Here is a 26,415-nt window from a genome sequence, read left to right as displayed (position 1 = left end):
CATCACATTTCAACAGGTTAGAATCGCTGGCACGCAGACTGCATGGTCAGTTTGTGCCCGTCTTTCCGCTTCTGGAGTACTGCCTTTGAATGCGACGACCATCAACAGCCTGTTCTTGATCGGCGCGTTGCTGGTAGGTGCGAGCATTCTTGTCAGTTCCCTTTCGTCGCGTCTCGGCATCCCGATTCTGGTGATCATCCTCGCGGTCGGCATGACTGCCGGGGTCGATGGCGGCGGCATCATTTTCGATAACTACCCGACGGCCTATCTGGTCGGCAACCTCGCTCTGGCGGTGATCCTCCTCGACGGCGGTTTGCGCACCCGGGTGTCCAGTTTCCGCGTGGCCTTGTGGCCGGCCTTGTCGCTGGCCACCGTCGGCGTTCTGATAACCACCGGCCTCACCGGGATGGCCGCAGCCTGGCTGTTCGACCTCAATCTGATCCAGGGCCTGCTGATCGGCGCCATCGTCGGTTCAACGGACGCCGCAGCGGTGTTCTCGCTGCTCGGCGGCAAGGGCCTGAACGAACGGGTGACCGCCAGCCTGGAAATCGAATCCGGCAGCAACGACCCGATGGCGGTGTTCCTCACCGTGACCCTGATCGACATGCTCGCCAGCGGCCAGACCGGCCTGCACTGGAGCCTGTTGACCCACCTGATCCGCGAGTTCGGCATCGGTGGCGTGATCGGCCTCGGCGGCGGCTGGCTGATGCTGCAACTGGTCAACCGGATCAACCTCGCCACCGGCCTCTATCCGATCCTGGTAATCGCCGGTGGTCTGGTGGTGTTCGCCCTGACCAACGCCCTGCACGGCAGCGGCTTCCTTGCCGTTTACCTGTGCGGCCTGGTGATCGGCAACCGTCCGGTGCGCAGCCGCCACGGCATTCTGCACATGCTCGACGGCATGGCGTGGCTGGCGCAGATCGGCATGTTCCTGGTGCTGGGCTTGCTGGTCACTCCGCACGATCTGCTGCCGATCGCCCTGCCCGCTCTGGGTCTGGCGCTATGGATGATTCTGTTCGCACGGCCGCTGTCGGTGGTGGTCGGGTTACTGCCGTTCAAGGCTTTCCACGGTCGCGAAAAGGCGTTCATTTCCTGGGTCGGCCTGCGCGGCGCGGTACCGATCATTCTGGCGGTGTTCCCGCTGATGGCCGGGCTGCCGAATGCGCAGCTGTACTTCAACCTCGCGTTCTTCATCGTGCTGGTGTCGCTGCTGGTGCAGGGCACGAGCCTGCCGTGGGTGGCCAGACTGCTCAAGGTGACGGTGCCGCCGGAGCCTGCGCCGATCTCCCGTTCGGCCCTGGAAGTGCACATCACCAGCGAGTGGGAGCTGTTCGTTTACAAGCTCGGCGCGGAGAAATGGTGCATCGGTTCGCCCCTGCGGGAGCTGAAAATGCCCGAAGGCACCCGTATCGCCGCCCTGTTTCGCGGCCAGCAACTGCTCCATCCGTCGGGTAGTACGGTGCTGGAAGTCGATGATTTGCTGTGCGTTATCGGCCATGAACACAACTTGCCGGCCCTCGGAAAACTGTTCAGCCAGGCACCGCAACGGGGCCTCGATCTGCGTTTCTTCGGCGACTTCGTACTCGAAGGAGACGCCCAGCTCAAAGCGGTTGCGGCCCTGTACGGCCTACCGGCCGAAGGCATCGATCCGGACATGACCCTGGGCCACTTCATTGCCCAGAAAGTCGGCGGTGCGCCGATCGTGGGCGACCAGGTGGAATGGAACAACACCCACTGGACGGTTGCGGTCATGGACGGGAACAAGATCGCCAAAGTGGGCGTCAGATTCCCCGAAGGAAGTCGCCCGGGCCCCGGGCTCTTCCTCTAAACTGCCTCCACTCTCACTTGCTTGACCGGTCTCTATGCCTACCCTGCGCTCCTTTTTCCTCGCGGCCCTGCTGGGCCTGAGTCTTACTGTCGGCCCGCTGCACGCCGCAGAACCGCCATCCAGCGACGCCGTGCAGGCCAACCTGGACAAGCTCACCGACAGCAAACTGCCCGAGGTCGACAAAAAGGCCCTGCAAACGCTCCTGCAAAACACGCTGAACCAGCTCAACAACCGGCGTGACTACGAGCAGAAGCTGAGCGACCTCAAGCAGCAATTGGCCACCGCGCCGAAGCAGACCATCGAGAACGCGCGCGAACTGACGCGACTCAAGGCCACCCCTGTGGTGCCTGTGGCGCAGCGCTTCACCAAAGAGAACATCCAGCAGCTGGAGCAGATACTCACCGAGCGCTCGACCCAGCAAAGCGATCTGCAAAAAGCCTTGGCCGATGCCAACAGCCTGATCATCACTGCGCAGACTCGCCCGGAGCGCGCCCAGGCAGAAATCGCCAGCAGCCAGACGCGCATCCAGCAGATCAACAACATCCTCAAGACCGGCAAGGACAGCGGCAAGACCCTGAGCGCCGAGCAACGCGACCTGCTCAACGCCGAGCTGTCGGCGCTCAATGCACTGATCCCGCTGCGCCGTCAGGAACTGGCCGGCAACAACCAGTTGCAGGACCTGGGCAACAGCCAGCATGACCTGCTCACGGAAAAGTCCGACCGCCTGGACCATGAGATCCAGGAACTGCAAACCCTGATCAACCAGAAACGTCTGACCCTGTCTCAGGAAACCGTGACGCAGCAGTCGATCGAGGCTCAGAAGTCGGGCAGCAGCACCCTGCTCGCCACTGAAAGCGCGGCCAACCTCAAGCTCTCCGACTATCTGCTCAAAAGCACCGACCGCCTCAACGAGCTCACCCAGCAGAACCTGCAGACCAAGCAGCAACTGGACAGCGTGACCCAGAGCGATTCGGCCCTCGACGAGCAGATCAACGTGCTCAAGGGCAGCCTGCTGCTGTCGAAGATTCTCTATAAACAGAAACAGGCACTGCCACGCCTCAAGGTCGACCGCGACCTGGCGGATCAGATCGCCGACATTCGCCTGTACCAGTTCGAAATCAACCAACAGCGCGAACAGTTGAGCAATCCGGCGACTTACGTCGACAACCTGCTGTCCACCCAGCCGCCGGAGCAAGTCACGCCACAGCTGCGCAAGAGCCTGCTGGAGCTGGCCAACACCCGTGTCGATCTGCTGGAGCGACTGAGTCGCGAACTGAGCGCGATGCTCAACGAGTCGATCACCCTGCAACTGAACCAGAAGCAGCTGCTGAGCACCGCGCAAAGCCTGCGCGCGACCCTCGACGAGCAGATGTTCTGGATCCCCAGCAACAAGCCGCTGGACAACGAGTGGATTCGCGGCGTGCCGGAACGCCTGAAACGCCAGATCGACACCCTGCCGCTGGCCTCGAGCCTGAGCGAACTGACCGACGGCCTCACTCAGCGCCCGCTGCTGTTCCTGCCGCTGGCGCTGCTGATCGGCGCGCTGCTGTGGCGCCGCAAACAGTTGTATTCACGACTGAACAAGGTTCACCAGGATATCGGTCACTTCAAACGTGACAGCCAGTGGCACACCCCGCAGGCAATTCTGATCAACATCCTGCTGGCGATGCCGGTGGCGCTGGGCCTGGCGTTGTGCGGGCTGGCGCTACAGATCGACGCCCGGGGCCAGAACGCCAACATGGGTGCGGCCCTGCTGCAAATGGGCCAGGCGTGGCTGGTGTTCTACACCGCTTACCGGATCCTCGCGCCGGGCGGTGTGGCCGAGCTGCATTTCCGCTGGGAGAAGCCGCAGGTCGAATTCCTTCAGGGCTGGGTGCGTCGCCTCGGTCTGGTGGTGATGGCACTTGTGGCGGTGGTGGCGGTTGCCGAGCTGCAACCGGCGGCGCTGGCCGATGACGTCATCGGCATGCCGGTGGTGCTGACCTGCTACGCCCTGATGGGGTGGCTGCTCAGTCGACTGCTGATCAGCAGCCCGGCCCACGAAAACGCCTCGCTGTTCCGCAAGGCCGTGGGTGTGATGTTCACCCTTCTGCCGATCGCCCTGTTCGTCGCGGTGTGCTTCGGCTACTACTACACCGCGCTGAAACTCAGCGACCGCTTGATCAACACCCTGTACTTGCTGATGTTCTGGCTGGTGATCGAAGCCACCTTCGTCCGTGGTCTGGCGGTCGCGGCACGGCGTCTCGCCTACCAGCGGGCCCTGGCCAAACGTCAGGCAGCGAAAGAAGCCGGCGACGGCGAAGCGGTGATCGAAGAACCGACCCTGGACATCGAGAAGGTCAACGAACAGTCCCTGCGCCTGATTCGCCTGGCACTGCTCGGCGGTTTCATCGCCGCGCTGTACTGGGTCTGGGCCGACCTGATCACGGTGTTCTCGTACCTCGACAACATCACCCTCTACGAATACACCAGTGGCACCGGCGCCAACATGAGCATGGTGCCAATCAGCATCGGCGACATGCTGGGCGCGCTGATCATCATCGGCATCACCTTTGCGCTCGCCCGCAACTTGCCGGGTCTGCTTGAAGTGTTCGTGCTGTCGAAACTCAATCTGGCCCAGGGCAGTGCCTACGCGACCACGACGCTGCTGTCGTACGTGATCGCCGGGGTCGGTTTCGTCTCGACCCTGTCGACCCTCGGGGTGAGCTGGGACAAGTTGCAATGGCTGGTGGCGGCGCTGTCGGTCGGCCTCGGTTTCGGTATGCAGGAGATCTTCGCGAACTTCATCTCCGGCATCATGATCCTGTTCGAACGCCCGGTGCGGATCGGTGACACCATCACCATCGGCAACCTGTCGGGCACGGTGAGCAAGATCCGCATCCGCGCCACGACCATCACCGACTTCGACCGCAAGGACATCATTGTCCCGAACAAGACGTTCATCACCGGGCAACTGATCAACTGGTCGCTGACCGACACCATCACCCGGGTGACGCTGAAACTTGGCGTCGATTACGGCTCCGATCTGGATCTGGTCAAGGAACTGCTGCTCAAGGCCGCCCGGGAAAACCCGCGCGTGCTGAAAGAACCCGAGCCGCACGTGTACTTCCTCAACTTCGGCGAAAGCACCCTCGACCACGAACTGCGCATGCACGTGCGCGACCTCGGTGACCGCAACCCGGTGATCGACGAGGTCAACCGCTTCATCAACCGCGAGTTCAAGAAGCAGCACATCAACATCTCGTTCCGGCAGATGGAGGTTTACCTGAAGAACCTCCACGGCCAGGAGTACAAACTGGTGCCGGTCGAAGACGACAGCAAAACCATCGTGCCCGTCAGCGGCGAGCAAAAACCGCTGCAAGAGCCGCCGCCCGCCAAACTCGACTAACCCGACTAATCCCAGCAGAATGCTCGGACATTCTGCTGGAGCCGGCCCTTGAAAGCCCTCGACGAACTGACCTTCGACAACCGCTTCGCCCGCCTGGGCGACGCGTTCTCGGCCCATGTGCTGCCTGAACCGATCGACAACCCGCGACTGGTGGTCGCCAGCCCGGCGGCCCTGGCGCTGCTGGATCTGGATCCGGCGACGGCCGACACTCAGGAATTCGCTGAACTGTTCGGCGGCCACAAGTTGTGGGCCGATGCCGAGCCGCGGGCGATGGTCTATTCCGGGCATCAATTCGGCGGCTATACCCCGCAACTGGGCGATGGTCGCGGTCTGCTGCTGGGCGAGGTCTACAACGCGGCCGGCGAGCATTGGGACTTGCACCTCAAGGGCGCCGGCCAGACACCGTTTTCGCGCATGGGCGATGGTCGTGCGGTGCTGCGTTCGTCGATTCGTGAGTTTCTCGCCTCCGAAGCGCTGTATGCGCTGAACATCCCGTCCTCACGCGCCGCGTGCGTGATCGGTTCCGACACCCCGGTGTGGCGCGAGAAACAGGAACGCGCCGCGATGGTCCTGCGCCTAGCGCCGAGCCACGTGCGTTTCGGCCACTTCGAATATTTCTATTACACCAAGCGTCCCGAGCAGCAGAAACTGCTCGGCGAACACGTGCTGGCGATGCACTTCCCCGAATGCCTGGAACAGCCGGAACCGTACCTGGCGATGTTCCGCGAAATCGTCGAGCGCAACGCCGAACTGATCGCCAAGTGGCAGGCCTACGGTTTCTGCCACGGGGTGATGAACACCGACAACATGTCGATCCTCGGCATCACCTTCGACTTCGGCCCGTTCGCCTTCCTCGACGACTTCGACGCGAACTTCATCTGCAACCACTCCGATGATCAGGGCCGCTACTCGTTCAGCAATCAGGTGCCCGTCGGCCAGTGGAACCTCAGCGCCCTGGCCCAGGCCCTGACGCCGTTCATCAGCGTCGAAGCCCTGCGCGAAACCCTTGGCCTGTACCTGCCACTGTTCCAGGCCCATTACCTCGACCTGATGCGCCGCCGTCTGGGCTTCACCACGGCCGAGGACGAGGACCAGCAACTGCTGGAACAACTGCTGCAATTGATGCAGAACAGCGGTGTCGACTACACCTTGTTCTTCCGTCGTCTGGGTGAGGAGTCTGCGGATCAGGCTGTCGCTCGTTTACGCGATGACTTCGTCGATATCCGAGGCTTCGATGCCTGGGGCGAGCGTTACGTCGACCGTGTCGCGCGCGATGGTGCTACTGACCAGGAACAGCGCCGCGCGCGGATGCACGCGGTGAATCCGCTGTACATCCTGCGCAATTACCTGGCGCAGAAGGCGATTGATGCGGCGGAACAGGGTGATTATTCAGAAGTGCGACGCTTACATGCCGTGTTGAGCAATCCATTCGAGGAACAGCCTGGAATGGAGAGCTATGCCGAGCGACCGCCGGAGTGGGGCAAGCATTTGGAGATCAGTTGTTCGTCGTGAGCGGGAACGACTGAACCTTGATAATCGATCCGTACGGCTCCAGATCAGTCGTACGATCCCGTTTTGTTCATTGAGCCAATCATGATCGACCCACTCCTCATCCCCTGCCCCTCCTGCAACGGCCTCAACCGCATTCCCGCCGAGCGCCTCAACGACCACCCGAAATGCGGACGCTGCAAGTCAGAGGTGCTGTTGAACAAGCCGTTCGAACTCAAGCAAGGCGACTACGCCAGCCAGATCAAGGGCGATCTGCCGTTACTGGTGGACGTGTGGGCGGACTGGTGCGGGCCGTGCAAGTCGTTTGCACCGGTGTTCGAGCAAGCCGCTGCGCAATTGGCAGGCAAGTGCCGGCTGGCCAAGCTGGACAGCGAGGCCAATCAGCAGTTGTCGGCGCAGTTGGGGATCCGCTCGATTCCGAGCCTGATTCTGTTCAGGAACGGTCGTGAGGTGGCGCGGCAAAGCGGGGCGTTTCCGCTGCCGCAACTGATGGCGTGGCTGCGCAGCCAGGGCATCTAAAACGACACCCTCCAATGTGGGAGCTTGCTCCCACATTGTTTTTTCAGGCGTCTTCGAGCAGGTTGTGCAGTTCGACGAACTGCTGGGTCAACTTGTGTCGCGGGTCGAGATGGATCAGCGGCGTGCTGGCCTGATGCGATTCGCGCATGCGCACTGAGCTGGCGAGATAAACCGGCAGCACCGGCAAACCTTCAGCGATCAATTCGTCGAGAATCTGCTGCGGCAGGCTGGCCCGGGCCTGGAACTGGTTGACCACGATGCCTTCGACTTCCAGGCCTTCGTTGTGGTCGTCCTTCAACTCTTCGATCTCCGACATCAGCCCGTACAGGGCCTGACGGGAAAAGCTGTCGCAATCGAAGGGAATCAACACCCGATCAGCAGCAATCAGTGCCGAAACCGCATAAAAATTCAGGGCCGGCGGCGTATCAAGGTAGATACGGTCGTAGTCCTCGCTCAACTCATCGAGCAACTTCCGCAGTTTGTTGATCTTGTGCTTGGCCTCGAGCTTGGGCTGCAAGTCGGCCAGTTCTGCCGTGGCGGTGATGATGTGCAGGTTGTCGAACGGGGTTTCGTAGATATCCGCTTTGTTCTTCTTGGAGAACGGACCCGAAGACAGGGTCTGTTTGAAGAAGTCGGCGATGCCCATCGGAATGTCGTCACCGGTGAGCCCGGTCAGATACTGAGTGGAGTTGGCCTGGGCATCGAGGTCCACCAACAGCGTGCGATAACCCTCGCTGGCGCTGACCGCCGCCAGATTGCAGGCGATGCTGGATTTGCCCACGCCACCTTTCTGATTGAACACCACGCGCCGCATGACAAAACCTCCGTGTATCAAAGAATGACCGAGTGTAGTGGTGCCCGGCCCCGCTTCGCTACCTTCACGGACACGGACTACAGGGTCAGGCGCAAATATCTCAATGGACACGGCGCAAATGCCGCCATTGGCCGCCGATATGCCCGACAGACAATCCCGTCGCAATCCGGATAATGGCCAAGTGACAGTTTTTGCCATGTACCCTTCGGTCCATTTCAGCGCGCAAAATGTAACCAGCATTTGCTACACACTCGTCGCACCGGGATAATGCGCGCCACCCGGCGCCAAGCGCCACGCCACTTTCGGCAAGGTCAGCACCTCTGTGGCTTTGGCAGAACCGCGTCAAAAACAGCCCGCAGGGGCGGGATGAATGTCCGTGATCAACTTCAACATCGCCCAATGGCGCGCCTGGGCTCCCGGGCTCGACAGTGTGGACGCCTGGCAAGCCTGGAGCCGACAGCCGGTCGTGCTCCCGAGCAGCGATGCCGCGCCCGATGTGTCGTTCCTTCCCGCCATGCAGCGCCGCCGTCTCAGTCGTCTGGCACGGATGGCCTTCAGTGTCGGCTGGCCACTGGCCGACGGTCGGGAAAACCTGCCGCTGGTCTTCGTCTCCCGCCACGGTGAAACCCCGCGTACGTTCGACATCCTCAGCGACCTGGCCAACGAACAACCGCTGTCACCGACCCAGTTCAGCCTCTCCGTGCACAACGCGATCATCGGCCTGTGGTCGATCATGCGCGGCGAAACCAGTGAGATGACCGCCCTCGCAGCAGCGGGCGACGGCCTCGAGCACGGCGTGCTGGAAGCCGCCGCCCTGCTGGACGAAGGTGCTCCAGCGGTACTGTTGGTGATCACCGAAGAACAACCGCCCGCCGCCTATTCGGCATGGATCGATGACGTGCCGTTTCCGTATGCGGTGGGCTTGCTGCTGACCCCCGGTACCGACTGGCGGCTGACCCTGAACAGCGCCCCCGAAGCACTGTCCAAAGCGCAATGGCCCCACGCGCTGAATCTGCTGCAAACCCTGCTCGGCCAGCAAACCCTTTGCCAACATGCCTGGAAAAATCGTGTATGGACCTGGCAACGCAACCCGTAACCGAAAAAAACCGCGACGCCTACTACTGGCGTCTGCTGGCCACCGCCATCAGCTTCGCCCTGTTCGGGCTGGGCGGGCTGTGCCTGCGACTGCTGGTGTTTCCGCTGCTGGGCTGCCTGCCGGGCGATGCGAAGACCCATCGGGAGCGGGCGCGGCAGACCGTCAGTCGGCTGTTCTGGTTTTTCGTCCGGTTCATGGCCCGCACCGGGGTGCTGACCTACGACATCCAGGGCGCCGAACGCCTTGGCCGTCCGGGGCAGATGATCATCGCCAACCACCCGTCGCTGATCGACGTGGTGTTCCTGATCGGTCTGGTGCGCCACGCCAATTGCGTGGTGAAGAAAAGCCTGTGGGAAAACCCTTTCACCCGCGGCCCGCTGCGCAGCACCGAATACATCAGCAACGACGGCAGCATGGACATGCTCGATGCCGCCGCCGATGCGCTGCGAGACGGGCAGACCCTGATCATTTTCCCGGAGGGCACCCGCACCCAGCCCGGACAGGCACCGGCCTTCCATCGGGGCGCGGCGGCCATCGCACTGCGGGGTGCGAAAATTCTCACCCCGGTGATCATCAAGGTCAGCCCGACTACGCTGACCAAGGCCGAGCCGTGGTATCGCATCCCCTGCCGCCGTGTTCACTTCAGTTTTCGCGTCGGGGCCGATATAGACCCACAGACCTTTGCCGCACAAGGCCCTGCACCGCAGGCCTCGCGCAAGCTAAACGACTTTCTGCACCATTTTTTTATCAAGGAGCTCGCCGAAGATGAGCGATCTGCACCGTGAGATAAAACTGCTGATCATCGACGCCCTGGGCCTCGAAGACATCAGCGTCGACGATATTGGCGACGACCAGACGCTGTTTGGCGAAGGCCTGGGCCTGGATTCGGTCGACGCCCTGGAACTTGGCCTGGCCATCCAGAAAAAGTACGGCATCAAGATCGATGCCGACGCCAAGGACACCCGCAACCATTTCACCAACGTGGCGAGCCTTGCGGCGTTCGTCACGGCAAAACAGGCAGCTTGAGACCGGACCATGCAAACTCGTGACGACATTTTCAACACCCTGCGCGATGCCCTGGTCGAGCTGTTCGAACTGGACCCGGCCCGTGTGAGCCTGGAATCGAACCTGTATCAGGACCTGGAAATCGACAGCATCGACGCGGTCGACCTGATCGACCACATCAAGCGTCAGACCGGCAAGAAAATCGCCGCCGAGGAATTCAAGTCGGTGCGCACCGTCGGCGACGTGGTCGAGGCGGTCTACCGTCTGGTTCAACCGGCCGCATGAGCCGACTGATCGGCCTCGGCCTGCTGTTGGCGGGCCTGTTGTACCCCTTTGCGGTGTATTTCGGCATGGAGCACTTTGCGCCGTGGCAGTTCGGCCTGCTGCTGGGCAGCCTGTGGCTGGCCCGTGCGCTGACCGGCGAGCGCAAGCCCGGCAGCCTGTGGATGGCCTGCGTCGCGATCGTGTTCTGCCTGCTGCTGGCGCTGTTCGACAGCCCGCTGTTACTGCGCTGGTACCCGGTGCTGATCAGCGGCTTCATGTTGATGCTGTTCAGCCTGAGCCTGAAATACGGCCCGCCGATGGTCGAGCGCCTGGCGCGCTTGCGTGAACCGCAGCTGCCACCCGAAGCGATCCGCTACACCCGCCAGGTCACCGTGGCCTGGAGCGTGTTCTTTTTCTGTAACGGCTTGTGCGCGGCCCTGCTGACCCTTTGGGCGCCGCTGCACTGGTGGATGTTGTACACCGGCCTGATCTCCTACGGATTGATCGGCCTGATGTTTGCCATTGAATGGCTGATACGACAACGGGTAAGAGGTCGCCCATGAACTGGATAAAACTTGAGCAACTGTTGCTCAAGGATCTGCCGCAGCGCGCCATCACCGTCGCGCCGGCACTCGATCACGCACACCTGCGCGAACAGGCCCTGAGCCTGGCTGCGGGCCTGCAAGCCAAAGGTGTGCAGCGAATGGCCGTGCACCTGGAAGATGCCGCAGAACTGGCCGTCGCCCTGCTCGGTGCCTGGCGCGCCGGCGTCAGCGTATTGCTGCCTTCGGATCTACAAGCACAGACTCGCCAGCGCTGGTCGCATGAAGTCGACCTGTGGCTGACCGATCACGCGGACGACGCGCACCTGAGCGATTGGCAGCACACCGCACTGACCGGCGCCGAACTGGATCTCGACCAGTGCCGCCTGAGCCTGTGCACCTCCGGTTCCAGCGGCGAACCCAAGCGCATCGACAAATCCCTGCGGCAACTGGCCAACGAAGTCGAAGCCCTCGAGCAACTGTGGGGCATGGATCTCGGTGAGGCCTGCATCATCGGCAGCGTCGCCACCCAACACATTTACGGTCTGCTGTTCCGTGTGCTGTGGCCGCTGTGTGCCGGACGCCCGTTTCTGCGCAAGCAACTGGCCTTTCCCGAAGACATGCAGCGCGCCAGTCGCGAGCACCCGGCCTTCGCCTGGGTCGCCAGCCCGGCGCTGCTCAAGCGCATGGGCGACAACCCCGACTGGCCGGCCCTGAGCGCCGTGCGCCGGGTGTTTTCCTCCGGTGGTGCGTTGCCTGTGGATGCCGCACAAAGCCTGCACCAGCGTTTGCAACAGTGGCCGACGGAAATCCTCGGCAGCTCGGAGACCGGCGGTATCGCCTGGCGTCAGGGCGAGTCGCTGTGGCAGCCGTTCGCCGGGGTCGAACTGAGCCAGGACAGCGACGGCGCGTTGCTGATCGCCTCACCGTACTTGCCCTTCGGACATGTCGAACACACCGCCGATGCCGCGCGCATCGAGGCCGATGGTCGTTTCGAACTGCTCGGGCGACTGGACCGGATCGTCAAACTGGAAGAAAAGCGTATCTCCCTGCCGATGCTGGAACAGGCCTTGGTCGCCCACGACTGGGTCGCCGAAGCGCGACTCGGTGTGGTGCAGGAAAACCGTGCGTCTCTCGGTGCCTTGCTGGTGCTCAGCGAATCCGGTCTGTTTGCCCTGCGCGAACACGGCCGGCGCAGCCTCACCGAAACCCTGCGCCGTCACCTCGGCGAGCATTGCGAAGCCCTCGCCCTGCCTCGGCGCTGGCGCTTGCTGCGACAACTGCCGCTGAACACTCAAGGCAAATTGCCTCAGGCTGACGTCGAAGCCTTGCTGCTGGCACCGCGTCCGAAGGCACCGGAAGTTCTGGAGCAGACCGAAACCGAGGGCGAATGGAGCCTGCAACTGAGCGTGCCGCCGGATCTGGCCTACTTCAGCGGTCACTTCCCCAAGGCCCCGGTGTTGCCCGGCGTGGTGCAGGTCGAATGGGCGCTGAACCTCGGCCGGCACCTGCTGAACCTGTCTGGTGCATTCGCCGGGATGGAAGTGCTGAAGTTCCAGCAACTGGTGCGCCCCGGCGATGAAATCCAGTTGCACCTGCGCTTCGACGCCGAACGCGGCAAGCTGTATTTCGCCTACCGCAACGACACCGCGACCTGCTCCAGCGGCCGGATTCTGCTGGGGGCTGGCGATGCATAATCCTTGTGCGGTCATCCCGGTCTACAACCACGAAACCGCGATCACCACGGTGGTCGAGGCCCTGCTCGCCCAAGGCTTGCCGTGCATTCTGGTGGACGACGCCAGCAGCAAATCCTGCGCAGCCGTGCTGGATGTTCTGGCCGAACGCGAGCGGGTGTATCTGGTGCGACTCACCACCAATCAGGGCAAGGGCGGCGCAGTGATGACCGGACTGCGTGAAGCCGCGCGACTGGGTTTCACTCATGCCTTGCAGGTCGATGCCGACGGTCAGCACGACTTGCAGGACGTCAGCCGCTTCGTCGAAGAATCCCGCGCCCATCCGCGTGCGCTGATCTGCGGTTATCCGCTCTACGACGCCAGCGTGCCCAAGGGGCGCCTGTACGCCCGTTACCTCACTCACGTGATGGTGTGGATCAACAGCCTGTCACTGCAGATTCGCGATTCGATGTGTGGTTTCCGTGTCTATCCGCTGGAGCCGACACTGGCACTGATCGACTCGGCGCGGATCGGCAAGCGCATGGATTTCGACTCGGACATCCTCGTGCGCCTGTCATGGCGCAACCAGCCGATGCGCTGGCTGCAAACCAGCGTGCACTACCCGCTGGACGGCGTGTCGCACTTTCGGATGTTCCACGACAACGTGTTGATTTCGAGCATGCACACGCGCCTGTTCTTCGGCATGTTGCTGCGCTCGCCCGCCATCCTCTGGCGACGGTGGCGCGCATGACGGTCGAGACCGACAAGAAGCACTGGGCCGACCGCGAAGAGCGCGGCAGTTTCCTGCTGATGAAATTCACCGCGTTCGCCGCCAAGGTTCTTGGCCGACGCCTGTTGAGCCCGTTGCTGTACAGCATCGTCCTGTACTTTTTCCTGTTCGGCCGCACAGCCCGGCGCAGTGCCTGGCAGTATCAGCAACGCCTCGCCGACTGGAGCGGCCGCCACGAATTGCGCCCAAGCCTGTGGCGGGTGTTCGGCCAGTTCATGGCGTTCGCCGATTCGCTGCTCGACAAGCTCGACGTGTGGAACCGCAAGCTGCGCATCGAGCAGATCGAAATCATCGACCCGGCGCTGTTGCGCGATCAGTTGCGCGGCAGTCGCGGGCAAATGCTGGTGGGCGCGCATCTGGGCAACCTCGAAGTGTGCCGGGCGCTGGCGGAGATCGGTGAAAAGGTCACCATGAACGTTCTGGTGCACACCAAGCACGCCGAACAATTCAATCGCTTGCTGGGCGAGGCCGGGGCGACCAATCTGCGACTGATCCAGGTCAGCGAGCTGGACCCGGTGATCATGCTGCAACTGCATGAACGCCTGGAGCGCGGCGAATGGCTGGCGATTGCCGGCGACCGTGTGCCGCTGCACGGCGGGCGCAGCGTAACCGTGGACTTCCTCGGCCATCCGGCGCGGTTTCCGCAAGGCCCGTGGCTGCTGGCCGGCCTGCTGAAGTGCCCGGTCAATCTGCTGATGTGCCTCAAGCAACCTGACGGCCACTATCGCCTGACCCTCGAACCGTTCGCCGATGCCGTGACGTGGACACGCCGCGAGCGCGAACAGGTCATTCATCAGTGGGCGACCCGCTATGCCGAACGCCTGAGTCACTATTGCCTCGAAGCCCCCAAGCAATGGTTCAACTTTTACCCTTTCTGGAAGACCGATGACGACGCCAACCCATGAGCCGGTAACCTTCGGCGAACGCCCTTTGCGCATCGAAGACGTGCTGGCCCTGGCCAACCGTCAGGCGCCCGTGCAGTTGCAGAGCGACGCCGACTACCGCGAACGCATCGCCAAAGGCGCGCGGTTCCTCGATTCGCTGCTGGACAAGGAAGGCGTGATCTACGGTGTGACCACCGGTTACGGCGACTCCTGCGTGGTCGCGGTGCCACTGCATCACGTCGAGGCGCTGCCGCGTCATCTCTACACCTTCCACGGTTGCGGACTGGGCAAACTGCTCGACGCCCAGGCCACCCGCGCGGTGCTGGCGGCGCGTTTGCAGTCGCTGTGCCACGGCGTGTCCGGGGTGCGCATCGAACTGCTGGAACGTCTGCATGCCTTCCTCGAACACGACATCCTGCCGCTGATCCCCGAAGAAGGTTCGGTGGGTGCCAGCGGCGATCTGACGCCGCTGTCCTATGTCGCCGCAACCCTGTCCGGCGAGCGCGAAGTGATGTTCCGTGGCGAACGCCGCCAGGCTGCCGATGTGCATCGCGAGTTGGGCTGGACGCCGCTGGTGCTGCGTCCCAAGGAAGCGCTGGCACTAATGAACGGCACCGCCGTGATGACCGGCCTCGCCTGCCTCGCCTACGCCCGCGCCGATTACCTGCTGCAACTGGCCACCCGCATCACCGCGTTGAACGTGGTGGCGCTGCAAGGCAATCCGGAGCACTTCGACGAGCGCCTGTTCGCAGCCAAGCCGCATCCGGGGCAGATGCAGGTTGCCGCGTGGCTGCGCAAGGATCTGGCGATCGACGCGCCGACCGCGCCGCTGCACCGCTTGCAGGACCGCTACTCGCTGCGCTGCGCTCCGCACGTGCTCGGCGTATTGGCCGACAGCCTGAACTGGCTGCGTTCGTTCATCGAGACCGAACTCAACAGCGCCAACGACAACCCGATCATCGACGCCGAAGCCGAGCGCGTGCTGCACGGCGGGCACTTCTACGGCGGGCATATCGCGTTCGCCATGGACAGCCTGAAAAATCTCGTGGCCAACGTCGCCGACCTGCTCGACCGGCAACTCGCGCTGCTGGTGGATGAGCGCTACAACCACGGTTTGCCGAGCAACCTGTCCGGCGCCAGCGCGGATCGGGCGATGCTCAACCACGGCTTCAAGGCTGTGCAGATCGGCGCCAGCGCCTGGACTGCCGAAGCGTTGAAAAACACCATGCCGGCCAGCGTCTTCTCGCGCTCCACCGAATGCCACAACCAGGACAAGGTGAGCATGGGCACCATCGCCGCCCGCGATGCCATTCGCGTGCTGGAGCTGACCGAACAGGTCGCCGCCGCCACCTTGCTCGCGGCCAATCAGGGCGTGTGGCTGCGCAGCCGTGATGACGACGCACGACCACTGCCGCCATCGCTGGCCGCCATGCACGAGCAACTGGCCCAGGACTTCCCGCCGGTGATCGAAGACCGTGCCCTGGAAGGCGAACTGCGCCTGTGTCTGCAACGCATCGCTGAGCAACACTGGAGGCTGCATGCGTAGCGCCGGAGTGCTTCACGCCGATACGGAAATCCTCGTGCCGTTCTTTGACGTCGACACCATGCACGTCGTCTGGCACGGCCATTACGTGAAATACCTGGAAGTGGCGCGCTGCGCGTTGCTCGACAAGATCGGCCACAACTACAACCAGATGGTCGACTCGGGCTATGCCTGGCCGGTGATCGACCTGCAATTGCGCTACGTGCGCGGCGCGGTGTTTGGTCAGCGGCTGAACGTGCGCGCCAGCCTGGTGGAATGGGAAAACCGCCTGAAGATTCACTACCTGATCACCGACGCCCAGACCGGCGAACGCCTCACCCGCGCCAGCTCGGTGCAGGTCGCCGTCGAGGTGAGCAGCCGCGAGATGCAACTGGCGTCGCCGAAAGTCTTCACCGATGCCGTGGAAAGGATGCTGCGATGAATGTGTTTCTGAAATCCCTCGGGGCCTTGGCGCTGCTGGGTCTGTCGACGCTGGCCAACGCCTTCGACCTGCAACAGTTGAGCGATCAACTGGCGAAACCGGACGTGATCCACGGCCAGTTCATCCAGGAAAAGCACCTGCGCGCCCTGCCACAGCCGCTGATCAGCAAGGGCAGCTTTGTCCTCGCCAAAAACCACGGCCTGCTCTGGCTGCTGAAGACCCCGCTACAGCAGGACTACCGCATCAGCGCCAAAGGCATTGCCCGTCGTGACCTCAACGGTTGGCAACTGTTGCCCGGCAAGAGCGCCGGTGCCGAACAGAACCGTCTGTTCCTTGCCGTCCTGCAAGGCGACAGCAGCGGCCTGCAACGGGATTTCGAACTGGCCCTGAGCGGCGACGCACAAAAGTGGCAACTGACGCTCACCCCGCGTTCGGTGCTGCTCAAGCAAGTGTTCAACCAGATCAACATCACCGGCGGCACGCTGGTGAGTACCATCGAACTGCTGGAAACCCAGGGCGACAGCACTGTGCTGCGCATGCAGGACAGCACCGCCGGCCAACCGTTGAGCGACGCGGAGCAACATGACTTTGCCGAGTGAACGCAGGCTGCCCTGGCTGTTCCTGATCCTGCTGCTGGCCGTCGTTGCACTGGGCGCCTGGCAGTGGCGCAACGGCGCACCGCTGTCGGCGAACCTGATGGAGCTGGTGCCCGGCACCCATCCGGACGCCGTCGAGCAGCGTGCCGAACAACGCATGCAGGAACCGCTCAACCGGGAAATGCTGGTGCTGGTCGGGCACACCGATCGCCAGCAAGCCGTGGCCATGGCCCAGACTTTGGGCGAGCAATGGCAGGCCAGCGGACTGTTCGAAAAAGTGCAGTGGAACCTGCAAGCCGATCTGCCCGCATTGCGCACGCAATTGCTGCAAGGGCGACTGGCGATGCTCTCGGCCGATGATCGACAGTTGCTGATCGAACACCCGGACGCCTTCATCCAGCAACGGGTGCAGGCGCTGTTCGATCCGTTCACCGGTTTCAGTCTGGTGCCGAGCCAGGACGACTGGCTGGGCCTGACCGGACGCATCCAGAACAACCAGCCGCAGCACGGCGCGGTACAACTGGACATCGGCAGCGGCGCGCTGATTGCCGATGCCGACGGCAAGAGCTGGGTACTGTTGCGCGCGCGCACCACCGGCAACGCCTTCGACATGAACCTGCCGCTGCAAGTCGCCGCGCTGCTGCAACACAGCCGCGAGCAAGCGGCGAAATCCGATGTGCAACTGCTGGCCGCCAGCGGATTGCTCTACGCGGCCAATGGTCAACAACAAGCCTCGCGGGAAATTTCCTGGGTTGGCGGCGGCGCTACCCTCGGCATTCTGTTGCTGCTGTTGCTCGCCTTCCGCCGCTGGCGGGTGTTGCTGGCGTTCATTCCGGTGCTGGTGGGCATGCTGTTCGGCGCGGTGGCCTGCGTGGCACTGTTCGGGCACCTGCATGTCATGACCTTGGTGCTCGGTTCGAGCCTGATCGGCGTGGCTGTGGATTACCCGCTGCACTATCTGTCCAAGAGCTGGAGCCTCAAGCCGTGGCGCAGCTGGCCGGCGCTGCGCCTGACCGTGTCGGGCCTGACCCTGAGCCTGATCACCAGCGCCATCGGCTATCTGGCGCTGGCCTGGACACCGTTCCCGGCCCTGACCCAGATCGCCGTGTTCTCCGCTGCTGGCCTGCTCGGCGCTTACCTGTCCGCGGTGTGCCTGCTGCCGGCGCTGTTGAGCAACGTCGAGTTGCGCCCGGCGCAGTGGCCGCTGCGTCTGGCCGAGCGCATGGTCAGTCTTCGGGAAATGCTGCTGGAACACGTGCGCACACCGATTCTGGCGGCACTGCTGATCGCGTTCTGCGCCGGTGGCCTGGTACAGCTGCAAAGCAAGAACGACATCCGCCAATGGGTCGGCGCGCCGCAGCACCTGACCGATGAGGCGCAGACCATCGCCCGCATCACCGGTTATCAGCCGACCAGCCAGTTTTTCCTGGTGCGTGCAGAAAACCAGGAGCAACTGCTGGAGCGCCAGGCAGCCCTGAGCGAGCGGCTGGATCAACTGGTCAACCTCGACAAGTTGCAGGGTTATCTGGCGCTCAACCAATTGGTCAGCCCGCCGAGCCAGCAGCAACAGGTTCGCGAAGCGCTGAACAAATTGCCGCAGTTCTGGCAGCCCCTGCTTGAAGTCGGCGTACCGCTGGCAGCCCTGCAAACCGAACTGACGCAATTGCAGGCCCTGCCCGCCGAAGACATCGACGCCGCACTGGTCGGCCCGCTCGGTGAGCCTTACCGCACCTTGTGGCTCGGTCCGACCGAAGAAGGCGTGGCGGCGATGGTCAGCCTGCAAGGCCTGAACAACCCGGCGCTGCTGCGGGTACAGGCACTGGATTTGCCCGGCGTGGAACTGGTAGATCGCCTCGGTGACCTGAACCGGGTGTTTGCCGAAACCCAGATCAGCGCCGCCGAGCTGAAACTCGCCTCCTGCGTGCTGATCGTGCTGGTGCTGATCCTGCCGTTCGGTCTCGGTGGCGCGTTGCGCATCGTTTCCCTGCCACTGCTCGCAGCGCTGTGCAGCCTGGCCAGCCTCGGCTGGCTCGGTCAGCCGCTGACCCTGTTCAGCCTGTTCGGCCTGCTGCTGGTGACGGCGATCAGCGTCGACTACGCGATCCTCATGCGTGAGCAGGTCGGCGGCGCAGCCGTCAGTCTGCTCGGCACTTTGTTGGCGGCGCTGACGACCTGGCTGTCGTTCGGCCTGCTGGCGGTGTCGAGTACGCCGGCGGTGAGCAACTTCGGGTTGTCGGTGAGCCTGGGGCTGGCGTTCAGTTTCATGCTGGCGCCGTGGGCCGGGCGTCATGCCCATGCGGTGACAGTCGCGGAGCCGGCAGCATGATGATCGTGATTTTCTGGCTGATGGCGCTGGCGTTGTTCGCCGTGGCCACCCGTGTCGGTCGATATTTCGGATTGATTCCGATCGTCAGCCAGTTGCTGCTGGCCAGTTTCGTGCTGCCGCTGTTGATGTACGTCTGGATCGAACCGGGCTGGCAGCTCAGCGGTGCCGAACTGATTGCGCCGGCCTGGCTGAAAAACCTCTACAGCCTGAGCTTCGCGCTGTTGCTCGGGCACATTCTCAGCGACGTGATCGACCTGCGCCTGGATCGCCAGAGCGTGAAAATTGCCCTGCCGAGTTTTGCCGTGCCGTTCGCCTGCGGGTTGGCGACGGCGTACTGGCTGCTGCCGGCGCAACCGTGGATCAACTCGCTGGCGATCGGTCTGGTGTTCGCCATCACCGCGATCCCGGTGCTGTATCTGTACCTGCGCCACATCGACTATCCGCCCGCCGCCACCCGGCGTCTGGTGCAGACTGCGATCCTGATCGACCTGACTTGCTGGACCCTGTTCGGCCTCGCCCAGGGCAGTCTGCACCTGAGCAGCCTGTTGCTGCCGCTGGGGCTGGCCTGCGTGCCAGTGCTGCTGCGTGTGTTCGGCGTCCGCCGGCCATTGACCTACAGCCTTGGCTTTTTTGCGCTGTTGGTGCTGGCCGAACACTACAAACTCAATGCGCTGATTTTCGGCATCGGCTATCTGCTGTGCATGGCCGCGTTGAAGGTGCCATTGGTGCTGCCGTTGCCCGCACGCTGGATGAACCGTTTGCAGACGTGGATCGCGATTCCGCTGATCCTGACGTTTGGCATCGTGCAGATCGATGTGCACAGCGCCCTCGCCAGCCTCGGCGCTGCGCAATGGGCAGCACTGCTGCTGTTGCCGGTCGCCAGCAAAATCGTGGGCAACTGGCTCGGCCTCGGCTGGGCCGGCGCATCGTTCGAAGGCGCCAGCCGCTGGCGCGAAAGCGTGCTGCTGAACATTCGCGGCTTGAGCGAAATCGTCTTTCTCAACTTGCTGTTGCAACAACAACTCATCAGCCCGGCGCTGTACTTTGCGCTGATGTTGATGGGTCTGATCGCGACGCTGCTGCCGGCCTTCATCGGCCTGCACCGGGCGTCACTGAACCCTATTGCCGTACCCAGGAGCTCGCGTGCCAATCGTTGAAATGGAATCCCGTCAGGTCGTGATCATCGGCGCCGGCCCGTCCGGCGCCATCGCCGCCGCGTTGCTCAAGCGTAAGGGCCACGACGTGCTGGTTATCGAGCGCCAGCATTTCCCACGGTTCTCCATCGGCGAAAGCCTGCTCAGCCATTGCCTGGATTTCGTCGAAGAAGCGGGGATGCTCGAAGCGGTGAACGCGGCCGGATTCCAGCGCAAGACCGGCGCGGCATTCGCCTGGGGCGAGCGCTACAGCGCGTTTGATTTCGGCGATACGTTCAGCGGCGGCAAACCGACTACCTTCCAGGTACAACGCGCCGACTTCGACAAATTGCTGGCCGATCAGGCGGCGTTGCAGGGTGCGGAAATCCGCTACGGCGACGCGATTGTCAGCGTCGATTTCGACCGACCGCGTCCGCAACTCGATGTGCGTCGCGAAGACGGCAGCGAGTACCGTGTCGAGGCCGGTTTCGTCCTCGATGCCAGCGGCTACGGCCGCGTGCTGTCGCGCTTGCTGGACCTGGAGGCGCCGTCGAATTTCCCGGTGCGCCAGGCCGTGTTCACCCACGTCGAAGATCACATCGACCACCCGGCCTTCGACCGCGAGAAAATCCTCGTCACCACCCACCCGCAGCATCGTGACATCTGGTTCTGGACGATCCCGTTCAGCAACGGTCGCTGCTCGGTCGGCGTGGTCGCGGCAGCCGAACATTTCGCAGGGCGCGATGCCGACCTCGACGCCTGCCTGCGCGGTTTCATCGCCGAAACCCCGAGCCTGGCCAAGGTGCTGAACAATGCGGTGTGGGACACTCCGGCGCGTACCCTCGGCGGTTATGCGGCCAACGTCAAAACCCTGCACGGCCCCGGTTTTGCCTTGCTGGGCAACGCGGCGGAATTTCTCGACCCGGTGTTCTCTTCCGGCGTGACCATTGCCATGCGCTCGGCGAGCATGGCCGCCGGTGTGCTGCATCGACAGTTGCAGGGCGAAACGGTGGACTGGCAAAGCGAGTTCGCCGAACCGCTCAAGCGCGGCGTCGATACCTTCCGCTGCTATGTCGAGGGCTGGTACGCCGGCACCTTCCAGGACGTGATTTTCCACGAGCAAGGCTCCCCCGAAATCCGTCGCATGATCTGCTCGATCCTCGCCGGTTACGCCTGGGATGAACGCAACCCGTTCGTCAGCGAAGCGCGCCGTCGGCTGAAGACGATCTCCGAACTCTGTGCAAGGGACGACACATGAATTACTTGAGCGACAGCTACGTCGAGGAAACCCGTTTCGGCTTCTGGTTCCTGCGCAGCCACACCTGGCAGCACCATGTGTTGCGCGTGGCGATCAACGATTTGCGCGGACTGTTCAGCGAGTCGCTGCCGGCCAATCCGGTGCTGCTGGATGCGGGCTGCGGCCAGGGCAAATCCTTCGGCCATCTGCGCCAGACCTTCGCGCCACAGCGTTTGATCGGCGTCGATGCCGATCCGCACAGCCTGGAATTGAGCGCCGCAGAAGCCGCGCGTCAGGGCTTCGCCGTCGAGCTGATCGGCAGCGACTGCGCGACATTGAATGTCCCGGATGCGAGCGTCGATCTGCTGTTCTGTCACCAGACCTTCCATCATCTGGTGGAACAGGAAAAAGTCCTGGCCGAGTTCTACCGGGTGCTCAAGCCGGGCGGTTATCTGCTGTTCGCCGAGTCCACCGAGGCTTACATTGATACTTGGGTCATCCGTTGGTTGTTCCGCCATCCGATGCACGTGCAGAAGAGTGCGGCGCAGTATCTGGAGATGATTCGCCAGCAGGGTTTCGAGTTCGGCGAGCGGAATGTTTCCTACCCGTACCTGTGGTGGAGCCGCTCAAAGGATTTTGGTCTGCTGGAACGTTTTGGCCTGCGCAAACCGAAGCCGTTTGGCCAGCGTGAAGAAACCCTGGTCAACGTCGTGGCGCGCAAACCGCTGGAAGAGGCCGTCTGATGCTGCGTGTTCTGCTGCTCGCCTGCGTCCTGCTGCTGACCGCGTGCGCCAGCCAGGCGCCGTTGCCTGTGGGTAACCCTACGCTGCCCTTGCCGCTGCAACTGCACATCGAGCGCCAGCAAGCCGAGCAGCGCCAGGACTGGTTGCTGGTGATCCAGCGCGAGGGGCCGGGAATTCGCTGGTCGATGATGGATCCGTTGGGCATCCCTCAGGCGCGTCAGCAACTGATCGACGGACGCTGGCAGGCTGACGGCCTGCTGCCGCCGAATCCGGAGGCCCGGGAGTTGTTCGCTGCGCTGCTGTTCGCCCTGACGCCTGCCGGCGAACTGTCGCGCAATTACCCAACCGCGCAGCAACACGGCGGGCAACGTTCCTTGCCGGCACGCTGGGACATCCGTTATGCACAACCGTTGAGCTTCGAATTGAACCTGCCCCAAGGCCCGCAGTATCGGGTTTCTCCCTTAGGTGAATCGACGCCATGACCGCCTACCTCAACGCCCTCGGCGTGATCTGCGCCCTGGGCCGTGACAAGCAAGAGATCGCACGCAACCTGTTCGCCGGCGATTGCTCGGGCATGCGCCACGAGTCGGGCTGGGTGCCGGAACGCGAGTTGCCGGTGGCCGCAGTGCACGGTGACCTAGCGCCTGTTCCGCCGCAGATGGCGGCGCACAAGAGCCGCAACAATCAGTTGCTGCTGGAAGCCGCGTTGCAGATTCGCGACGACATCGACGCCGCCATTCAGACCTATGGCCCCGACCGCGTCGGCGTGGTGCTCGGCACCAGCACTTCGGGCATCGACGAGGCCAGCCAGGGTCTGGCGCATTACATTCGCGAACAACAGTTCCCGGCCGATTACGACTATCGGCAACAGGAACTCGGCGCCCCGGCGACGTTCCTCGCCGACTGGCTGCAACTGAGCGGCCCGACCTACGTGATTTCCACCGCGTGCACCTCCAGCGCCCGGGCCTTGATGAGCGCCCGGCGTCTGCTGGATCTGGGGCTGTGCGACGCGGTGCTGTGCGGCGGTGTCGACAGCCTGTGCAAACTGACCCTCAACGGTTTCTCGTCGCTGGAAGCGGTGTCCGGGGAGCGCTGCAACCCGTTCTCGGCCAACCGCAACGGCATCAACATCGGCGAGGCAGCGGTGCTGTTCGTGATGAGCAAACAGCGCGGCGACGGCCCGGCCATTGCCCTGCTGGGCGCTGGCGCCAGCTCCGATGCGCACCATATTTCCGCGCCGGAGCCGTCCGGCCGTGGCGCGTTGCAAGCCATGCAACAGGCGCTGGATCGCGCGCAGCTGCAAGCCACGCAAATCAGTTATCTGAACCTGCACGGCACCGCCACCCAGCACAACGACGCCATGGAAAGCCTGGCCGTTTCCACGCTGTTCCCGCAGGGTGTGGCGTGTTCCTCGACCAAGCCGATGACCGGCCACACCCTCGGTGCTGCCGGCGCACTGGAAGCCGCGTTCTGCTGGCTGAGCCTGAACGCCGACAACCCCGACCACGCCTTGCCGCCGCACGTCTGGGACGGCCAGGCCGATCCGGACCTGCCAGCGCTGAAGTGGGTGACCGCGAGCGAGCGCCTGGCGTCCATTGCACCCCGCTACCTGATGAGCAACTCGTTTGCCTTCGGTGGCAATAACGTCAGCCTGATTATCGGAGACGCCCCATGAATGACTGGCCGCTCGCCGAATTGCTGCCCCACGCTGGCGACATGATTCTGATCGACCGGATCTTGAGCTTCGACGACGAGCAGATCCACACCACCCTGACGGTCAAACCCGATGGTTTGTTCAACCTGCCCGACGGCAGCCTGCCGGCGTGGGTCGGCGTCGAGTTGATGGCGCAGAGCGTCGCTGCATTCGCTGGCTGCCATGCACGGCAGAAAGGCAATGCGGTGGAACTGGGCTTTTTGCTTGGCACCCGCAAGTTCGAATGCAATGTCGAGGCATTCCCCGTCGGCTGTGAACTGATCATCCACGGCATCCGCTCGCTGGAAGACGACAACGGCATGGGTGTGTTCGAATGCCACATCAATGCGCCCGGCATCGAAGCCAGCGCCCGGCTGAACGTGTTCCGCCCGCCGCACGCGGCGCAATATCTTGAACAATTGAAGGAGTCGAACGATGACTGAATTCGTACTGGTCACCGGCTCCAGTCGCGGTATCGGCCGCGCGATTGCCCTGCGTCTGGCCCAGGCTGGCCACGATATCGTCCTGCATTGCCGCAGCGGCGTGGCCGAGGCGCAAGCGGTGAAATCCGAAGTCGAAGCGCTCGGTCGCCATGCGCGCATCCTGCAATTCGACGTCGCCGACCGCGAAACCTGCAAAGCCATCCTCGAAGCCGATGTCGAAGCCCACGGCGCCTATTACGGCGTGGTGCTCAATGCCGGGCTGACCCGCGATGGCGCGTTTCCGGCCCTCAGCGATGACGACTGGGACGTGGTGCTGCGCACCAACCTCGACGGCTTCTACAACGTCCTGCACCCGGTGATGATGCCGATGATCCGCCGCCGCGCCGCCGGTCGCATCGTTTGCATCACCTCGGTCTCGGGGCTGATCGGCAACCGTGGCCAGGTCAACTACAGCGCCTCGAAAGCGGGTGTGATCGGTGCCGCAAAGGCGTTGGCGATCGAACTGGCCAAGCGCAAAATCACGGTGAACTGTGTTGCTCCCGGCCTGATCGATACGGCCATGCTCGATGAAAACGTGCCGGTGGAAGAATTGATGAAAATGATCCCGGCACAACGCATGGGCACGCCGGAAGAAGTGGCCGGTGCAGTGAATTTCCTGATGTCGGCGGAAGCGTCGTACATCACCCGCCAGGTGCTGGCAGTCAACGGAGGCTTGTGCTGATGAAGCGCGTTGTCGTCACCGGCATGGCCGGCATCACCTCGCTGGGCAGCGACTGGGACACCATCGCCGGCAACTTCGCCGCCAACCGCAGCGGCATCCGCCGGATGGACGAGTGGGATCGTTTCAGCGAACTCAACACCCGACTGGCCGGGCCAATCGACGATTTTGTGGTGCCGGCGCACTGGACCCGCAAACAACTGCGCAGCATGGGCCGGGTCTCACGGCTGGCAGTCGGCGCGGCCGAAAAAGCGTTGGCCGATGCCGGCCTGCTCGGCGACGAATCAATCAAGGACGGCCGCATGGGCGTGGCCTGCGGTTCGTCCACCGGCAGCACCGACGAGATCAAGGCGTTCGGCAACATGCTGCTGAATTCGGTGGCCGAAGGCCTCAACGCCAACTCCTACGTGCGGATGATGCCGCACACCACGGCGGCGAACATCAGCATCTTCTTCGGCCTCACCGGTCGCCTGATCCCGACGTCCAGCGCCTGCACCAGTGGCAGTCAGGGCGTCGGTTATGCCTACGAGGCGATCAAGTTCGGTCGTTTGCCGCTGATGCTCGCCGGTGGCGCCGAAGAGCTGTGTCCGACCGAGGCCATGGTGTTCGACGCGCTGTACGCCACCAGCCTGAAAAACGATGCGCCGCAAACCTCGCCACGTCCGTATGACAAGGGCCGCGACGGTCTGGTGATCGGCGAAGGCGGCGGCATGCTGGTGCTTGAAGAACTGGAACACGCCCTGGCTCGCGGTGCGCGCATTCACGCCGAAATCGTCGGTTTCGGCAGCAACGCCGACGGCCAGCACACCACTCGTCCCGAGCAAGTCACCATGCGTCGTGCGATGGAGCTGGCACTGGAAGACGCGGGCCTGACGCCTGACGCCATCGGTTACGTGAACGGTCACGGCACGGCCACCGAGCAGGGCGACATCGCCGAAACCCTGGCCACCAGCAGCCTGTTTGGCGAGCGTATGCCGATCAGTTCGCAGAAGAGTTTCCTCGGCCACACCCTGGGTGCCTGCGGTGCGCTGGAGTCCTGGTTCAGCATCGAAATGCTCAACCGCGACTTGTACGTGCACACGCTCAACCTCGACGAAGTCGACCCGCACTGCGGCAAGCTCGATTACCTGCGCGGCGAATTCCGCCAGATGCACCACGATTACGTGATGAACAACAACTTCGCGTTTGGCGGGGTCAACACCTCGCTGATCTTCCGCCGCTGGACGCAACCGAATTAATCCAGGTCAAGG

Annotated in this window: 25 protein-coding genes; 24 read left to right on the top strand and 1 reads right to left on the bottom strand. The window is 63.1% G+C overall.

Annotation, left to right across the window (positions count from 1 at the left end; all coding sequences use genetic code 11):
• Positions 1-85: 85 nt before the first annotated feature.
• From IF199_RS02360 to trxC, 4 genes are all read left to right on the top strand, one after another.
• Entirely contained in the window at positions 86-1,828 is a 1,743-nt protein-coding gene (locus tag IF199_RS02360) for a potassium/proton antiporter (RefSeq protein ID WP_096819886.1), read from the top strand.
• A 34-nt stretch (positions 1,829-1,862) separates the two neighbouring features.
• On the top strand, positions 1,863-5,216 hold the full coding sequence (gene mscK / locus IF199_RS02355; RefSeq protein ID WP_192559593.1) for a mechanosensitive channel MscK: 3,354 nt from the start codon (positions 1,863-1,865) through the stop codon (positions 5,214-5,216).
• Positions 5,217-5,264: 48 nt separating this feature from the next.
• Positions 5,265-6,728: a protein adenylyltransferase SelO gene (gene selO / locus IF199_RS02350; RefSeq protein WP_192559592.1), complete on the top strand. Its 1,464-nt coding sequence runs from the start codon at positions 5,265-5,267 to the stop codon at positions 6,726-6,728.
• Positions 6,729-6,809: 81 nt separating this feature from the next.
• The gene (gene trxC, locus IF199_RS02345) at positions 6,810-7,244 is read left to right on the top strand and encodes a thioredoxin TrxC (RefSeq protein ID WP_192559591.1); all 435 of its coding nucleotides are present in this window, start codon (positions 6,810-6,812) and stop codon (positions 7,242-7,244) included.
• Positions 7,245-7,287: 43 nt separating this feature from the next.
• On the opposite strand, the gene IF199_RS02340 is transcribed toward trxC, so the two are convergent.
• Complete coding sequence (locus IF199_RS02340; RefSeq protein WP_096819891.1) at positions 7,288-8,058, bottom strand: ParA family protein; 771 nt, start codon at positions 8,056-8,058, stop codon at positions 7,288-7,290.
• Between the two features lie 370 nt (positions 8,059-8,428).
• Between IF199_RS02340 and IF199_RS02335 the strand changes: the two genes are divergently transcribed.
• The 20 genes from IF199_RS02335 to IF199_RS02240 are packed head-to-tail and all read left to right on the top strand — an operon-like array spanning position 8,429 to position 26,403.
• Entirely contained in the window at positions 8,429-9,154 is a 726-nt protein-coding gene (locus IF199_RS02335; protein WP_096819892.1) for a beta-ketoacyl synthase chain length factor, read from the top strand.
• Positions 9,130-9,939, top strand: a complete 810-nt coding sequence (locus IF199_RS02330) for a lysophospholipid acyltransferase family protein (RefSeq protein WP_096819893.1) — start codon at positions 9,130-9,132, stop codon at positions 9,937-9,939. Before IF199_RS02335 ends, IF199_RS02330 begins: the two co-directional genes overlap by 25 nt.
• Positions 9,920-10,180 (top strand): phosphopantetheine-binding protein, encoded by a 261-nt coding sequence (locus tag IF199_RS02325; RefSeq protein ID WP_085711082.1) that lies wholly within the window; start codon positions 9,920-9,922, stop codon positions 10,178-10,180. Before IF199_RS02330 ends, IF199_RS02325 begins: the two co-directional genes overlap by 20 nt.
• A gap of 9 nt (positions 10,181-10,189) precedes the next feature.
• A complete protein-coding gene (locus IF199_RS02320; protein ID WP_007909503.1) occupies positions 10,190-10,444 on the top strand; it encodes an acyl carrier protein in 255 nt (84 codons plus the stop codon).
• Positions 10,441-10,986 carry a COG4648 family protein gene (locus IF199_RS02315; protein ID WP_096819894.1) on the top strand — a complete coding sequence of 182 codons (546 nt, stop codon included), beginning with the start codon at positions 10,441-10,443 and terminating at the stop codon, positions 10,984-10,986. The genes IF199_RS02320 and IF199_RS02315 overlap by 4 nt, the downstream gene beginning before the upstream one ends.
• Positions 10,983-12,662, top strand: a complete 1,680-nt coding sequence (locus tag IF199_RS02310; RefSeq protein WP_192559590.1) for an acyl-CoA synthetase family protein — start codon at positions 10,983-10,985, stop codon at positions 12,660-12,662. The genes IF199_RS02315 and IF199_RS02310 overlap by 4 nt, the downstream gene beginning before the upstream one ends.
• Entirely contained in the window at positions 12,655-13,389 is a 735-nt protein-coding gene (locus IF199_RS02305; protein ID WP_096819896.1) for a glycosyltransferase family 2 protein, read from the top strand. Before IF199_RS02310 ends, IF199_RS02305 begins: the two co-directional genes overlap by 8 nt.
• Positions 13,386-14,333: an LpxL/LpxP family acyltransferase gene (locus tag IF199_RS02300; RefSeq protein WP_192559589.1), complete on the top strand. Its 948-nt coding sequence runs from the start codon at positions 13,386-13,388 to the stop codon at positions 14,331-14,333. Before IF199_RS02305 ends, IF199_RS02300 begins: the two co-directional genes overlap by 4 nt.
• Positions 14,314-15,858 (top strand): HAL/PAL/TAL family ammonia-lyase, encoded by a 1,545-nt coding sequence (locus tag IF199_RS02295; RefSeq protein ID WP_192559588.1) that lies wholly within the window; start codon positions 14,314-14,316, stop codon positions 15,856-15,858. The genes IF199_RS02300 and IF199_RS02295 overlap by 20 nt, the downstream gene beginning before the upstream one ends.
• Positions 15,851-16,276 (top strand): acyl-CoA thioesterase, encoded by a 426-nt coding sequence (locus IF199_RS02290; RefSeq protein ID WP_011332100.1) that lies wholly within the window; start codon positions 15,851-15,853, stop codon positions 16,274-16,276. The genes IF199_RS02295 and IF199_RS02290 overlap by 8 nt, the downstream gene beginning before the upstream one ends.
• Positions 16,273-16,875, top strand: coding sequence for an outer membrane lipoprotein carrier protein LolA (locus IF199_RS02285; protein ID WP_192559587.1), 603 nt, complete (start codon positions 16,273-16,275; stop codon positions 16,873-16,875). The genes IF199_RS02290 and IF199_RS02285 overlap by 4 nt, the downstream gene beginning before the upstream one ends.
• Positions 16,859-19,198, top strand: coding sequence for an MMPL family transporter (locus IF199_RS02280; protein WP_192559586.1), 2,340 nt, complete (start codon positions 16,859-16,861; stop codon positions 19,196-19,198). Before IF199_RS02285 ends, IF199_RS02280 begins: the two co-directional genes overlap by 17 nt.
• Complete coding sequence (locus tag IF199_RS02275; RefSeq protein WP_192559585.1) at positions 19,195-20,355, top strand: cation:proton antiporter; 1,161 nt, start codon at positions 19,195-19,197, stop codon at positions 20,353-20,355. The genes IF199_RS02280 and IF199_RS02275 overlap by 4 nt, the downstream gene beginning before the upstream one ends.
• The gene (locus IF199_RS02270) at positions 20,342-21,589 is read left to right on the top strand and encodes an NAD(P)/FAD-dependent oxidoreductase (protein ID WP_192559584.1); all 1,248 of its coding nucleotides are present in this window, start codon (positions 20,342-20,344) and stop codon (positions 21,587-21,589) included. The genes IF199_RS02275 and IF199_RS02270 overlap by 14 nt, the downstream gene beginning before the upstream one ends.
• Positions 21,586-22,311: a class I SAM-dependent methyltransferase gene (locus IF199_RS02265; RefSeq protein WP_192559583.1), complete on the top strand. Its 726-nt coding sequence runs from the start codon at positions 21,586-21,588 to the stop codon at positions 22,309-22,311. Before IF199_RS02270 ends, IF199_RS02265 begins: the two co-directional genes overlap by 4 nt.
• Positions 22,311-22,793 (top strand): hypothetical protein, encoded by a 483-nt coding sequence (locus IF199_RS02260; RefSeq protein WP_192559582.1) that lies wholly within the window; start codon positions 22,311-22,313, stop codon positions 22,791-22,793. Before IF199_RS02265 ends, IF199_RS02260 begins: the two co-directional genes overlap by 1 nt.
• Positions 22,790-23,986, top strand: coding sequence for a beta-ketoacyl-[acyl-carrier-protein] synthase family protein (locus tag IF199_RS02255; protein WP_192559581.1), 1,197 nt, complete (start codon positions 22,790-22,792; stop codon positions 23,984-23,986). The genes IF199_RS02260 and IF199_RS02255 overlap by 4 nt, the downstream gene beginning before the upstream one ends.
• Positions 23,983-24,447: a hotdog family protein gene (locus IF199_RS02250; protein ID WP_192559580.1), complete on the top strand. Its 465-nt coding sequence runs from the start codon at positions 23,983-23,985 to the stop codon at positions 24,445-24,447. The genes IF199_RS02255 and IF199_RS02250 overlap by 4 nt, the downstream gene beginning before the upstream one ends.
• A complete protein-coding gene (gene fabG, locus IF199_RS02245; RefSeq protein ID WP_192559579.1) occupies positions 24,440-25,168 on the top strand; it encodes a 3-oxoacyl-ACP reductase FabG in 729 nt (242 codons plus the stop codon). Before IF199_RS02250 ends, fabG begins: the two co-directional genes overlap by 8 nt.
• The gene (locus IF199_RS02240; protein ID WP_192559578.1) at positions 25,168-26,403 is read left to right on the top strand and encodes a beta-ketoacyl-ACP synthase; all 1,236 of its coding nucleotides are present in this window, start codon (positions 25,168-25,170) and stop codon (positions 26,401-26,403) included. The genes fabG and IF199_RS02240 overlap by 1 nt, the downstream gene beginning before the upstream one ends.
• The last annotated feature ends 12 nt before the right edge of the window (positions 26,404-26,415 follow it).

The organism is Pseudomonas allokribbensis (assembly GCF_014863605.1).
In the GTDB taxonomy this organism is placed as follows: domain Bacteria; phylum Pseudomonadota; class Gammaproteobacteria; order Pseudomonadales; family Pseudomonadaceae; genus Aquipseudomonas; species Aquipseudomonas allokribbensis.
This window is presented reverse-complemented; position numbering and strand designations above follow the sequence as displayed.

What these genes read in the sequence shown, in the direction of transcription:
- mscK (WP_192559593.1), top strand. Translation starts at nt 1,863, where the DNA reads ATGCCTACCCTGCGCTCCTTTTTCCTCGCGGCCCTGCTGGGCCTGAGT.
- trxC (WP_192559591.1), top strand. Translation starts at nt 6,810, where the DNA reads ATGATCGACCCACTCCTCATCCCCTGCCCCTCCTGCAACGGCCTCAAC.
- IF199_RS02340 (WP_096819891.1), bottom strand. Translation starts at nt 8,058, where the DNA reads ATGCGGCGCGTGGTGTTCAATCAGAAAGGTGGCGTGGGCAAATCCAGC.
- IF199_RS02335 (WP_096819892.1), top strand. Translation starts at nt 8,429, where the DNA reads ATGTCCGTGATCAACTTCAACATCGCCCAATGGCGCGCCTGGGCTCCC.
- IF199_RS02330 (WP_096819893.1), top strand. Translation starts at nt 9,130, where the DNA reads ATGGACCTGGCAACGCAACCCGTAACCGAAAAAAACCGCGACGCCTAC.
- IF199_RS02325 (WP_085711082.1), top strand. Translation starts at nt 9,920, where the DNA reads ATGAGCGATCTGCACCGTGAGATAAAACTGCTGATCATCGACGCCCTG.
- IF199_RS02320 (WP_007909503.1), top strand. Translation starts at nt 10,190, where the DNA reads ATGCAAACTCGTGACGACATTTTCAACACCCTGCGCGATGCCCTGGTC.
- IF199_RS02315 (WP_096819894.1), top strand. Translation starts at nt 10,441, where the DNA reads ATGAGCCGACTGATCGGCCTCGGCCTGCTGTTGGCGGGCCTGTTGTAC.
- IF199_RS02310 (WP_192559590.1), top strand. Translation starts at nt 10,983, where the DNA reads ATGAACTGGATAAAACTTGAGCAACTGTTGCTCAAGGATCTGCCGCAG.
- IF199_RS02305 (WP_096819896.1), top strand. Translation starts at nt 12,655, where the DNA reads ATGCATAATCCTTGTGCGGTCATCCCGGTCTACAACCACGAAACCGCG.
- IF199_RS02300 (WP_192559589.1), top strand. Translation starts at nt 13,386, where the DNA reads ATGACGGTCGAGACCGACAAGAAGCACTGGGCCGACCGCGAAGAGCGC.
- IF199_RS02295 (WP_192559588.1), top strand. Translation starts at nt 14,314, where the DNA reads ATGACGACGCCAACCCATGAGCCGGTAACCTTCGGCGAACGCCCTTTG.
- IF199_RS02290 (WP_011332100.1), top strand. Translation starts at nt 15,851, where the DNA reads ATGCGTAGCGCCGGAGTGCTTCACGCCGATACGGAAATCCTCGTGCCG.
- IF199_RS02285 (WP_192559587.1), top strand. Translation starts at nt 16,273, where the DNA reads ATGAATGTGTTTCTGAAATCCCTCGGGGCCTTGGCGCTGCTGGGTCTG.
- IF199_RS02280 (WP_192559586.1), top strand. Translation starts at nt 16,859, where the DNA reads ATGACTTTGCCGAGTGAACGCAGGCTGCCCTGGCTGTTCCTGATCCTG.
- IF199_RS02275 (WP_192559585.1), top strand. Translation starts at nt 19,195, where the DNA reads ATGATGATCGTGATTTTCTGGCTGATGGCGCTGGCGTTGTTCGCCGTG.
- IF199_RS02265 (WP_192559583.1), top strand. Translation starts at nt 21,586, where the DNA reads ATGAATTACTTGAGCGACAGCTACGTCGAGGAAACCCGTTTCGGCTTC.
- IF199_RS02260 (WP_192559582.1), top strand. Translation starts at nt 22,311, where the DNA reads ATGCTGCGTGTTCTGCTGCTCGCCTGCGTCCTGCTGCTGACCGCGTGC.
- IF199_RS02255 (WP_192559581.1), top strand. Translation starts at nt 22,790, where the DNA reads ATGACCGCCTACCTCAACGCCCTCGGCGTGATCTGCGCCCTGGGCCGT.
- IF199_RS02250 (WP_192559580.1), top strand. Translation starts at nt 23,983, where the DNA reads ATGAATGACTGGCCGCTCGCCGAATTGCTGCCCCACGCTGGCGACATG.
- fabG (WP_192559579.1), top strand. Translation starts at nt 24,440, where the DNA reads ATGACTGAATTCGTACTGGTCACCGGCTCCAGTCGCGGTATCGGCCGC.
- IF199_RS02240 (WP_192559578.1), top strand. Translation starts at nt 25,168, where the DNA reads ATGAAGCGCGTTGTCGTCACCGGCATGGCCGGCATCACCTCGCTGGGC.